The organism is Nocardia arseniciresistens (genome assembly GCF_046764875.1).
Taxonomy (GTDB): Bacteria; Actinomycetota; Actinomycetes; order Mycobacteriales; family Mycobacteriaceae; genus Nocardia; species Nocardia arseniciresistens.
The window spans coordinates 406,505-417,038 of record NZ_JBKORD010000003.1 but is presented as its reverse complement, the minus strand read 5'-3'; the positions used below and the strand labels follow the sequence as shown (position 1 = coordinate 417,038).

The window sequence follows — 10,534 nt, the reverse complement described above, 5'->3', positions numbered from 1 at the left end:
ACACCTCCGCCACGGCCGCCGCGCCCGTTTTCTGGATTTCTGCGCGCGGTCGGAACATACTGAGATATCTCCTGGTCGTCGTAGCCGAGTCACAGCTGAATGTCCGATGGACGGCCGAGGTATCTACAGAAAACCTCGAGATCCCTATGAAAGCGGAGGGCAGCAGCATGACGATTCTGCTCCAGGCACTCGAGCAGAGTTTCACGCCGACGACGCCGTGGGAACGACGCCAATTCACCTTCGTCAATACCGACAAGATCATCGGTATGCGACTCGACGGGCAGTGCGGAGTGTGGCTCGACCTGTCTCGTCCCGGCGAATCGCAACGCCTCGCCCGCACGCTGGATCCGCGTGATGCGATCACCTTCCTGCTCACCACCTTCGCCAAGATCGCCGAGTGCGAGGATCGCGGCGGAACGTGGCTGATCGGGCACGATGGCGCGCGCGTGGAATCCATCTCGGCGACCAGGTTCCCGCCGCGCTCCAGCGAGGTCGCCGACGACGAGTTGCTGGCTCGCGCCTGGCTGTGAGGTTGCCCGCCGCTATTTTCCTGATGGGCGAGCGATCACCGGGTTTTACCAATGTCGTTTCATATACAGACATCCGGCACCACACGTGCCGCCATTTCACGCTGGGTCCCGCCGCTGTTCACCGTGCTATCAGCGCTGATCCCCCTGTCCGGGTGCGCTGATCTCGGTGCCCTTCCCGCCGCACCCACGCCGGGTAGTCCGACAAGGGTCGAGCTAGAGCAACTGCTCGGCTCCGTGCGCGTGATCGACGCGCGCCCCCATCCCGGCGGCTACGAGCGCAGTTGCAAGTCGGGTGCGGGCTGCGTTTTCGGACAGTCATGGACCGATGACTACGACGGCCCCGGCGGGCACGACGGCTGCGATACCCGCAACAACGTCCTCGCCGCGCAGCTCACCGGGGTGAGCTTCCGGCCGGGCACCCACGATTGTGTGGTCACCGGGGGCAGTTTGAACGACCCGTACACCGGAAAGCAGATCCCCTTCCGCAAGGCGGACGCGGGCGACATCCAGATCGATCACGTCTATCCGCTGGCCGCCGCCTGGGACATGGGCGCGGTGGGGTGGCCGCTCGAGCGGCGGGTGCAATTCGCCAATGATGTCGAGGTCAACCTGCTCGCCGTCGACGGGAGAACCAACCAGTCCAAGGGCGACAGCACCCCCGGTGAATGGCTACCGCCCGCCGGCACCGGGCACTGCTTCTATGCGGGCAGGTACCTGACCGTCGCCGTCCGATACGACCTACCGGTGACCGCCGTCGACAACGCCGCGCTCAACGACATCGCCCGCGCCTGCCCCTGACGGTGGGACACCTCAGTGACCGGTCGCGACCGGTCGCTTGGGATCGTTCGACCATTGCGACCACGAACCCGGGTAAAGGGCGGCCTGCACACCCGCGACCGCGAGTGCTGCGACCTGATGTGCCGCGGTGACGCCGGATCCGCAGTACACCGCGATCGGGCCGGCGCCGAATTCGGCGAAGCGGCTGCGCAATTCGTCCGCACCACGGAACCGGCCGGCCGCGTCCAGGTTCGCCACCGTCGGCGCGCTGCGGGCGCCGGGAATATGCCCTGCCTGCGGATCGATCGGCTCCAGCTCGCCGCGGAAACGTTCACCCGCGCGCGCGTCCAGCAGCACGCCGTCCCACTTGGCCGCCGCGTCGGCGTCGATCGTCGGGAGGTGTCCCTTGCTGAGTTCGACATCGCCCGGTTCGGGATCGGGCTCGGTGCCCGAAGCGATCTCGCCACCCGCACTCCGCCAGCCGGGCAGTCCGCCGTCCAGGATCCGCACATCAGCGATACCGGCCCAGCGCAGCAGCCACCAGGCCCGCGCCGCGGCCATGCCGCCGGTCGCGTCGTAGACGACGACGGGATCGCCGGTCCGTAAACCCCAGCTACGCGCGCACTTCTCCAACTGCGTGATCTCGGGTAGCGGATGCCGCCCGCGCGCAGGAGACGGCGGCGAAGCGAGTTCGGTCTCCAAATCGACGAACACCGCGCCGGGAATATGACCGTCGAGATAATGTTGCGGGCCGTCCGGGTCACCCAATGCCCAGCGCACATCGAGCAGTCGGACCTTCTTGTCCGCCAAAGCTTCCCGTAACTCCCCTGCCGAGATAAGTACCGCGCTCATCACAGCTCCTCTTTCGAATCCGTACCCTCGAGCACCGACTTCCCCACCCTACGCACCGACCCGCAGCGGTGTCCGCGCGGATCGACAAGTACGCGACGGTCGTACCGATCCGACGCAGACTGACGGCATCCCGGTCGGAATTCAGACCAGTTTCGGAGCACTGGCAGGTGACACCCGCGGCTGGTGACGGCAGTATCCCGGAGATGTCCCAGGTTTCCCCGACGTCCGACGCGACCGAAGCAATGCCCGAGTCGACGACGCCGCACGAGCCGACCGGCCTCCCCGAATCGACCGAGCTCCGCGAGTCGGAAGGAAAGTCGGCCGAAATCGGGCTCTCGCTACCTCTCGGGGCCGGGGTGGTTACCGTGCTGGTCGGGTTCACCAGTTCGTTCGCGGTGGTGCTCAGCGGTCTGACCGCGATGGGGGCGACCTCGGCGCAGGCAGCGTCTGGGCTGCTCGCGCTGTGCGTCACCTTGGCTGTCGGCATGATGTTGCTGAGTTATCGGTATCGGACGCCGATCACGCTGGCCTGGTCGACCCCGGGAGCCGCGCTGCTCGCGAGCACCGGTGCGGTCGCGGGCGGTTGGCCCGCGGCGGTCGGCGCGTTCGCCGTCACCGGTGTGCTGATCGTCGTCACCGGGCTGTGGCAGCGGCTCGGCAAGCTGGTTGCCGCGATTCCGGTGGAGATCGCGCAGGCCATGCTCGCGGGCGTGCTTTTGCCGCTGTGCCTTGCTCCGGTCAAGGCGGTGCAGACCAGTCCAGCGGTAGTGGTGCCGGTGATCGTCGTCTGGCTCGTGCTGCAACGAGTGGCCAAGCGCTGGGCGGTCATCGCGGCGTTCGCCACCGCGGCGATCGGGGCCGGCATCAGCATCACGGTGCAGCACAAGCACCTCGACCTCGCCGCGATGACACCCACGATCGAACTGACGCTCCCGCACTGGAGTTGGCAGGCGATGATCGGGGTCGCGATCCCGCTCTACATCGTCACCATGGCCTCACAGAACATTCCTGGCACCGCTGTGATGAGCTCCTTCGGATACAAGGTGCCGTGGCGGCCGGCGATGAGCGTCACCGGCATCGGCACCATCCTCGGGGCTCTCGCGGGTGGCCACGCGATCAACCTGGCCGCGATAAGCGCCGCCCTCTCGGCGGCGCCCGCCGCACACCCCGACCCGAAACGGCGCTGGATCGCGGCCTTCACCGCGGGAGTCGTCTACCTGGTACTGGCGCTCGGCTCGGCGGCACTTGTCACCCTGATCGCCACCGCGCCGAAGGGCACACTGGAAACCGTTGCGGGCCTTGCCCTCCTCGCCACCCTGGCCGCGTCGTTGATAGGCGCCCTGAAATCGGAACAACACCGCGAAGCAGGCGTGGTCACCTTCCTGATTGCCGCGTCCGGTGTCGGCTTCCTCGGTATCGGCGCCGCCTTCTGGGCCCTGATCGCCGGACTTGTTGTCCGACAGGTGCTCACCCACCGTCCAGCTCAGGCCTGAACAATCACCGAGGCATGCCACGTCCTATTGATCCACGAACCTGACCGAATGCGCGGCTACACGCGTCCGAGGAGGGTCAGCGGGTCCTCCAGCAGACCAGCGACGGTCGCGAGGAAACGGGAGGCCAGTTCACCGTCGATCATGCGGTGATCGAAGCTGATGCCGAGGGTGGTGATCCAGCGGACGGCGAGTTCGTCACGGAACACCCACGGCCGCTTGCGGATCGAGCCGAGGCACAGGATCGCCGCCTCGCCGGGATTGACGAGCGGTACCCCGATATCGACACCGAACACCCCCACATTGGAGATGGTGAAGGTGCCGCCACGCAGATCGGTCGGGGTAGCGCTGCCCGACCTGGCGGTATCGGCCAGCCAGGCGATCTCCTGGCACAGCTCGCGCAGGCTCAGCGTCTGCGCTTCCTTGAGGTTGGGCACCATCAGGCCGCGGTCGGTGGCGACCGCGATGCCGAGGTTCACGTAATGCTTGGTGACGATCTCCTGCTTCGCCTCGTCCCAGTACGCGTTGACGGCGGGGAATTCGGCGAGGCTCGCGGTGACAGCCTTGGCGATCAGCGCGAGCGGGGTCAGCGTCAGCCCCTGGAACGATTTCGTGGTGCGCAGGTGATCGAGCAACTCCATCGACGCGGTGAAATCGAGGGTGACGAAGGTGCTCGCCTGCGGAATGGTGCGGGCGCTCGCGACCATGGCCGCGGCGGTGCGTTTGCGTACCCCGCTGACCGGGGTGCGTTCCTCCCGGGCGGCGGGCCTGACGAGGCCACCGTGCTGGTCGGTGCCGGAGTGCGGATCGGCCGTGGGAGCCGAGGCCGGAGCTGCCGTGCGCGGCTGCGACACCGGGACGTTGTCGCGCACGTCCTCGACGGTGACGGCACCGTCGGGCCCGGAACCCGCGATGTACCAGAGGTCGACACCGAGTTCACGGGCGAGCTTGCGGGCCGCGGGTGTCGCCGCGGCCCTGCCCGACTGCGGCTCCGCTTGCCCCGGACTCGTCTGCGAGGCAGGCGGTTCCACCGCGGCGGTACCGGGCCTGCGGCGACGGGAAGCCGTTTCGACCTCGGGTCCGTAGCCGACCAGTACGGTGGTCCGCCCGGTTTCGGCCGCGCCGTCCTGTGTGGCGGCCGGGCCGTCCAGGTCATGGCGCACCCGAATCAGCGGCGCCCCCACCGGCACGGTGTCTCCGGGCCGAGCGAGCAGCTCGACGACCTTCCCGGAGAACGGCGACGGCAGTGCCACCACCGCCTTGGCGGTCTCGACCTCCGCGATCGTCTGATTCAACTCCACCGTGTCGCCGATGCCCACCGACCACGACACCAAGTCGGCATCGGTGAGGCCTTCCCCGAGGTCGGGTAGCCGGAATTCCAGGATATGACCCTGATCTTCCTGCGGAGCACGATCTTCCACGTGGGCACCTCTCACTGAGCGGATGGCGTCAGGCGGCGAGCGATCGATCGACCGCCGCCAGGATGCGGTCAGGGTCGGGCAGGTGGTACTTTTCGAGCTTAGCCGGGGGGTACGGGATGTCGAACCCGCCGACGCGCAACACCGGCGCCTCCAGCTGATAGAAGCAGCGCTCGGTGATGCGCGCGGCGATTTCGGCGCCGAGACCCGCGAAAACCGGCGCCTCGTGCGCCACGACCAGTCTGCCGGTCTTGGCGACCGACTCTTCGATAGTGTCGAAGTCGATCGGTGAGAGGCTGCGCAGATCGATCACCTCGAGCGAATGTCCCTCTTCAGCGGCGATTTTCGCCGCGGACATCGCGGTCGCCACGGTGCCGCCGTACGCGACGACGGTCGCGTCGGTGCCGGACACGCAGACACGGGCCTTGTCCAGCGGCAGCTCGTCGATCGTTGCGAAGTCGACGTCGGCCTTGTCCCAGTAGCGCCGCTTGGGTTCGAAGAAGATCACCGGATCGTCCAGCGCAATCGCCTGGCGGATCATGAGATACGCGTCGGCCGGGTTGCTCGGCGTCACCACCCGCAGCCCGGCGGTGTGCGCGAAATAGGCCTCCGGCGACTCCGAATGGTGTTCCACCGAACCGATCCCGCCACCGAACGGAATGCGAATCGTGAGGGGCGCGATCACCTTTCCCGCTGTCCGATAGTGGATCTTGGCGACGTGCGAGACGATCTGATCGAACGCGGGGTAGACGAATCCGTCGAATTGGATCTCGCATACCGGCCGATAGCCACGCAGCGCCATGCCGAAAGCCGTTCCGATGATGCCGGATTCGGCGAGCGGGGTGTCGATGACGCGGTTGTCGCCGAAGTCCTTCTGCAAGGTATCGGTCACCCGAAACACGCCGCCGAGGTGGCCGATGTCCTCGCCCATCAGCACGACCTTCGGGTCGTCTTCCAGCGCTCGTCGCAGTCCGGCGTTGAGCGCGGCCGCGAAGGTGGTGATCATGAGGGGACTCCTTCCTGTTGCACGGTGGCCGCGCCGGGATCGCCGGCCAGATACCGCGCGTACTCGTTGCGCTCCTCGGCGATCAGCGGATGCGAGGTGGCGTAGACGTTTTCGAACAGTGCCATCGGCGCGGGATCCGGCATGTCGATGGTCGCCGAACGCACCTGATGGGCGACCTCGTCGGCGTGTGCGCCGACTTGTCGCTCGAATGCCTCGTCCCACAGTGCTTCTCGTTCCAGCAGCTTGCGCATCCTGTCGATCGGATCGCGGCGCTTCCACTGCTCGGTCTCGGCGGCGGAACGGTAGCGGGTGGGATCGTCGGCAGTGGTGTGCGGGCCGATCCGGTAGGTGATTGCCTCGATGAACGACGGGCCGCCGCCGGAGCGGGCCCGCGCGATCGCCTGCCTTGTCACCGCGAGCACCGCGAGTACGTCGTTGCCGTCGACCTGAAGACCGGGAATGCCGTAGCCGTAGGCACGACGCGCGATCGGAGTCGCGCTCTGCACGCGCACCGGTGAGCTGATCGCCCAGTGGTTGTTCTGGCAGAAGAACACCGTCGCCGCGGTCCAACTCGCGGCGAAGCCGAGCGCCTCGGCGATATCGCCCTGGCTCGTCGCGCCGTCGCCGAAGTACGCGATGGTCGCGATTTCCGCGCCGTCGAGGTGAGCGGCGTAGGCATAGCCGGTCGCGTGCAGCCCCTGCGAGCCGACGATGATGTTCGGGTTGGTCATGTTCACCGCGTCGGGATCCCAGCAGGAGTGCGCGACGCCGCGCCACAGCCGAGTCAGTTCGGTGGGATGGACGCCGCGACAGTAGGCGACGGCGTGCTCGCGGTAGCTGCAGAACACGTAATCGTCAGGGTGCAGAGCCCGCGCGGAGCCGACCTGAGCGGCCTCCTGGCCGATCATCGGTGCCCACAGTCCGAGTTGGCCCTGGCGTTGCAGCGCGGTTGCCTCGGTGTCGATCCTGCGGGTCACGACCAGGTCTTCGTAGAGTGCGCGCAACTGCTCGGGCCCGATGTCGGCGACAAGGGCGGCGTGTTCACGATCGAAGACGCGCCGACCGTCGGGCTGGATCAGCTGGATGGGATACGCGGGCTTGTCCGGCATCGTGATCGCCTCCTCACCACGGGCGCTGAGCGCGTGTGTCCTATATCACACAGCATGCCCCACATGTCGATCTGCGCAAGTGATCAACACGTGAGTGAGCAGAATGCCCAATTCTCGGCGGTCGATCAGTGTCATACTGCGTTGTATGTCCAGTAGAGAACCCGTCGACGCCACGTTGGACGCCACCGATGCGCGGCTACTGCTGGAGCTTGTCGCGAACCCACGCGCGACCGGCGTGGAACTGGCGACACGGCTCGGGTTGTCGCGCAATACCGTGCAGGCGCGACTATCGCGCTGGGAGGCGAGCGGGGTGCTCGGCAGCTTCGAGCGACGGGTACACGCGCGTGCGCTCGGCTACCCGCTTTCGGCCTTCGTCGCGGTCGTCGTCGATCAGCATCAGCTGGATTCCGTGGTCGAGGAACTGGCCGAAGTGCCGGAGGTGACCGAGGTGTGCGGCATGACGGGGCCGACCGATCTCACCGTCCGTGTGGTCGCGCGGGACGCGGACGACCTGTACCGGATCGCCGGACAGATCCTGAAAATCCCCGGTGTCGAACGCACCAATATGGCGCTGGTGATGCGGGAACTGGTCGGGCCTCGTACCGCTCCCCTGCTCGACCGGCTTGCCGGTTCGAGCCCCTACCCGCGCTCGGCCCTTGACCCTCGCCGGTAAAAGCCACTGCGCGATCCCGCGCTGTACGAGGTGGTCGCCGAGTTCTAGGGTGCGGGCATGGAGATTTCGGGCAAGGTCGCGATCGTGACAGGCGCGGGCGCAGGCATCGGTGCCGCGCTGGCGCAACGGCTGGTCGCGAACGGTGCACGGGTGCTGCTCGCCGACCTGGACGCGCAGGCCGCGGCGAACGTCGCCGATGCGATCGGCGACGGCGCGGTCGCGGTCGGCGGCGATGTCGCCGACGAGAAAGTCATCCAAGATCTGATCGATCGCGCAGCGGCCGAATTCGGTCCGGTAGACCTGTATTTCGCGAACGCGGGCATCGGTGGTGGACCCGGGCTCGACAGCACCGACGCGCAGTGGTCGGCGGCGCTGGAGGTCAATGTGCTCGCTCACGTGCGTGCCGCCCGCCTCCTGATGCCCGGCTGGCTGGAGCGTGGCAGCGGCTACTTCGTCAGCACGGCGTCGGCAGCGGGACTACTCACCCAGATCGGCTCCGCGCCCTATTCGGTGACCAAGCATGCAGCCGTCGGCTTCGCGGAATGGCTGTCGGTCACCTACGGGGACAAAGGGATTCGCGTCAGCTGCATATGCCCGATGGGCGTCGACACCCAACTGCTGCGCGGCGGCCTGATCCCGGAGGACGCCGCCGCTGGCGAACTCGCCATCAAGGCCGTGACCACCGCCGGTGCCGTCCTGCCCCCCGAGCAGGTCGCCGAGGCCGTACTGGCAGGCATCGACGCCGAACACTTCCTGATCCTGCCGCACCCCGAGGTCCTGAAGATGTACCGCCACAAGGGCGCCGACTACGACCGCTGGCTCGAAGGCATGCGCCGCTTCCAGGCCGCACTAGGGGCTGGTCACGCCCCGCCGGTCGACTAGAGCAATGCGAGGAACTCCGAAACCAATAGATTCCAGCACGCGGATAACCTTACGGACCGGAAGATCGGCGAGCGCAGGGCTCACGCCGCCGCGCCGGGCACTTGGAATGACCTCACCAATGGCGTAGAGGTCAGCTGCGGCTCGGGTGCTTCTGCCAGATACAGCGCGACCGCCTCCCTCAGGTTGTGCAACGCCTCATCGATTGTCTGCCCTTGGCTGGCCACATCCACCTCGAGGCATTGTGCGACATACCAGTCCTCTTCCTGATGCACCGCAGCAGTCAATACTCGCTGATCAGCCATGCGACCAGTGTCCCCCAAATATCAGTGGTGCCGACATTCGACAGTTGTTCGGATGCAGTGTCAGTCGACGAGGAGGGCCGTGGCGGCGGCGCGGATGACTTCGGGGATCTCGATGGGTTTGCGGGTCTCGGCGTCGACGTAGACGTGCACGAAGGTGCCGGTGGCCGCTAGTTCGAGGGCGTCGCCGTCCTCGCGAAAAATGGCCAGGTCGTAGGTGATGCTGGAGCGGCCGAGGCGGGCGATGCGCAGGCCGACCTGGAGTTGGTCGGGGAAGCTCAGCGAGCCCAGGTACTTGCAGGAGGTTTGGGCGACGACGCCGAGCGCGGGCAACTCACGGATATCGGTGCCGGTGGCATGGATCAGCCACGCGTTGACCGCGGTGTCGAAGTACGAGTAGTACGTCACGTTGTTCACGTGCCCGTAGTGGTCGTTATCGGCCCACCGGGTCGGCATCGGCCAGAGGACTGGATACTCCTTGGTCACCCGGCCGACGATAGCTCAGCGGGGGTCGCGCCCTGACGGTGGTCGCGCGGGCTCAGGCCGAAGTGGCGTTTGAACGCCGTACTCAGTGCGAAGGCGCTGCCGTAACCCACCTGGCGGGCAATCGATTCGATGGTGGCGTCGGACTCCGCGAGCAGGTCGGCGGCGAGTGCGAGGCGCCATTCGGTGAGGAAGGACATCGGCGGCTCCCCGACCAGGTCGGTGAAGCGGCGAGCAAGCGCGGCCCGCGATACGCCGACCGCCTCGGCCAAGCTCGCGACCGTCCAGCCGTGCGCGGGGTTGTGTTGCAGCAGCCGCAGCGCCTTGCCGACCAGCGGGTCGCTGTAGGCGTGGTACCAGGCCGGTGCGTCGTTGCGGGCGAACCACGTGCGCAGCGCGGTGATCAGCACCAGGTCGAGCAGGCGGTCGAGGACCACACTCTGGGCGGGCTCGTCCTTCATGGCCTCGTCGACGAGCATATCGAGCAGCCGGGTGTCGAGGTCGCCCCGCGACAGCACGATGACCGGCGGCAGGGCGCGCAGCAGTCGCTGGCTTGCCGCGCCGGCGGACTCGTAGGTCCCGGTGACCATCACGGTGGCGCCGTCCGCGTTGGTGCCCCATTGGCGCGTGCCGAGACTCAATGTCTCGCAAAGGATTTCGCCGTCGGGGGTCTTCGTGATGTTGCCGGGGTGGATATAGATCTGCGATTCCGTCGCGGGGTCGTCGGCGACCGTGTAGTGGTCGGGTCCGCGGAAGATCGCGATGTCACCCGCACTCAACTGCCGCGGTGCGGCGGGCTTGCCTCCCGGCTCGGTCATGACCCACGCGGTTCCTCGGATCATCGACACCACCGTCAGCGGAGCCTCGTCCTGAATACGCAGCGACCACGGCGGGTCCAACAGCGAACACATCACGAACGCACCTCTGGCGCGTGGACCTTCGAGCAGACTGGCGAGCGCATCCACACAACAACAGTAGACGAATACACATGATCATGAGCCGCTGAACTATGTCT

12 protein-coding genes are annotated in these 10,534 nt (G+C 67.0%); 5 read left to right on the top strand and 7 right to left on the bottom strand.

All coding sequences use genetic code 11. From position 1 onward, the window contains the following. Positions 1-167 precede the first annotated feature (167 nt). Positions 168-530, top strand: coding sequence for a hypothetical protein (locus ACLMAJ_RS07475; RefSeq protein WP_412012774.1), 363 nt, complete (start codon positions 168-170; stop codon positions 528-530). 51 nt (positions 531-581) lie between these two features. Further along, on the top strand, positions 582-1,328 hold the full coding sequence (locus tag ACLMAJ_RS07470) for an HNH endonuclease family protein (protein ID WP_412012773.1): 747 nt from the start codon (positions 582-584) through the stop codon (positions 1,326-1,328). A gap of 12 nt (positions 1,329-1,340) precedes the next feature. Here ACLMAJ_RS07470 and ACLMAJ_RS07465 read toward each other — a convergent pair whose 3' ends face one another. Then, a complete protein-coding gene (locus ACLMAJ_RS07465) occupies positions 1,341-2,159 on the bottom strand; it encodes a sulfurtransferase (RefSeq protein WP_412012772.1) in 819 nt (272 codons plus the stop codon). Between the two features lie 203 nt (positions 2,160-2,362). Between ACLMAJ_RS07465 and ACLMAJ_RS07460 the strand changes: the two genes are divergently transcribed. Beyond that, positions 2,363-3,652 (top strand): benzoate/H(+) symporter BenE family transporter, encoded by a 1,290-nt coding sequence (locus ACLMAJ_RS07460; RefSeq protein ID WP_412012771.1) that lies wholly within the window; start codon positions 2,363-2,365, stop codon positions 3,650-3,652. 56 nt (positions 3,653-3,708) lie between these two features. On the opposite strand, the gene ACLMAJ_RS07455 is transcribed toward ACLMAJ_RS07460, so the two are convergent. From ACLMAJ_RS07455 to pdhA, 3 genes are read right to left on the bottom strand one after another with little or no spacing between them, the layout of a single operon-like run. Further along, entirely contained in the window at positions 3,709-5,070 is a 1,362-nt protein-coding gene (locus tag ACLMAJ_RS07455; protein ID WP_412012770.1) for a dihydrolipoamide acetyltransferase family protein, read from the bottom strand. Positions 5,071-5,098: 28 nt separating this feature from the next. Further along, positions 5,099-6,073, bottom strand: a complete 975-nt coding sequence (locus tag ACLMAJ_RS07450) for an alpha-ketoacid dehydrogenase subunit beta (protein ID WP_412012769.1) — start codon at positions 6,071-6,073, stop codon at positions 5,099-5,101. Beyond that, on the bottom strand, positions 6,070-7,182 hold the full coding sequence (gene pdhA / locus ACLMAJ_RS07445; protein WP_412012768.1) for a pyruvate dehydrogenase (acetyl-transferring) E1 component subunit alpha: 1,113 nt from the start codon (positions 7,180-7,182) through the stop codon (positions 6,070-6,072). Before pdhA ends, ACLMAJ_RS07450 begins: the two co-directional genes overlap by 4 nt. A gap of 145 nt (positions 7,183-7,327) precedes the next feature. On the opposite strand from pdhA, the gene ACLMAJ_RS07440 reads away from it, so the two are divergent. Both ACLMAJ_RS07440 and ACLMAJ_RS07435 read left to right on the top strand, forming a co-directional pair. Continuing rightward, positions 7,328-7,855, top strand: coding sequence for an Lrp/AsnC family transcriptional regulator (locus ACLMAJ_RS07440; RefSeq protein ID WP_412012767.1), 528 nt, complete (start codon positions 7,328-7,330; stop codon positions 7,853-7,855). A 57-nt stretch (positions 7,856-7,912) separates the two neighbouring features. Beyond that, complete coding sequence (locus ACLMAJ_RS07435; protein ID WP_412012766.1) at positions 7,913-8,737, top strand: SDR family oxidoreductase; 825 nt, start codon at positions 7,913-7,915, stop codon at positions 8,735-8,737. 80 nt (positions 8,738-8,817) lie between these two features. Here ACLMAJ_RS07435 and ACLMAJ_RS07430 read toward each other — a convergent pair whose 3' ends face one another. The 3 genes from ACLMAJ_RS07430 to ACLMAJ_RS07420 are packed head-to-tail and all read right to left on the bottom strand — an operon-like array spanning position 8,818 to position 10,484. Next, a complete protein-coding gene (locus ACLMAJ_RS07430) occupies positions 8,818-9,039 on the bottom strand; it encodes a type II toxin-antitoxin system HicB family antitoxin (RefSeq protein ID WP_412012765.1) in 222 nt (73 codons plus the stop codon). A 60-nt stretch (positions 9,040-9,099) separates the two neighbouring features. Next, positions 9,100-9,492: an acyl-CoA thioesterase gene (locus ACLMAJ_RS07425; protein ID WP_412012846.1), complete on the bottom strand. Its 393-nt coding sequence runs from the start codon at positions 9,490-9,492 to the stop codon at positions 9,100-9,102. Between the two features lie 26 nt (positions 9,493-9,518). Next, positions 9,519-10,484 (bottom strand): AraC family transcriptional regulator, encoded by a 966-nt coding sequence (locus tag ACLMAJ_RS07420; protein WP_412012764.1) that lies wholly within the window; start codon positions 10,482-10,484, stop codon positions 9,519-9,521. Between the last annotated feature and the right edge of the window lie 50 nt (positions 10,485-10,534).

Bases quoted from the DNA above. Each gene is read 5' to 3' on its own strand.
- ACLMAJ_RS07475 (WP_412012774.1), top strand. From the start codon at position 168: ATGACGATTCTGCTCCAGGCACTCGAGCAGAGTTTCACGCCGACGACG.
- ACLMAJ_RS07470 (WP_412012773.1), top strand. From the start codon at position 582: ATGTCGTTTCATATACAGACATCCGGCACCACACGTGCCGCCATTTCA.
- ACLMAJ_RS07465 (WP_412012772.1), bottom strand. From the start codon at position 2,159: ATGAGCGCGGTACTTATCTCGGCAGGGGAGTTACGGGAAGCTTTGGCG.
- ACLMAJ_RS07460 (WP_412012771.1), top strand. From the start codon at position 2,363: ATGTCCCAGGTTTCCCCGACGTCCGACGCGACCGAAGCAATGCCCGAG.
- ACLMAJ_RS07450 (WP_412012769.1), bottom strand. From the start codon at position 6,073: ATGATCACCACCTTCGCGGCCGCGCTCAACGCCGGACTGCGACGAGCG.
- pdhA (WP_412012768.1), bottom strand. From the start codon at position 7,182: ATGCCGGACAAGCCCGCGTATCCCATCCAGCTGATCCAGCCCGACGGT.
- ACLMAJ_RS07440 (WP_412012767.1), top strand. From the start codon at position 7,328: ATGTCCAGTAGAGAACCCGTCGACGCCACGTTGGACGCCACCGATGCG.
- ACLMAJ_RS07435 (WP_412012766.1), top strand. From the start codon at position 7,913: ATGGAGATTTCGGGCAAGGTCGCGATCGTGACAGGCGCGGGCGCAGGC.
- ACLMAJ_RS07430 (WP_412012765.1), bottom strand. From the start codon at position 9,039: ATGGCTGATCAGCGAGTATTGACTGCTGCGGTGCATCAGGAAGAGGAC.
- ACLMAJ_RS07425 (WP_412012846.1), bottom strand. From the start codon at position 9,492: ATGCCGACCCGGTGGGCCGATAACGACCACTACGGGCACGTGAACAAC.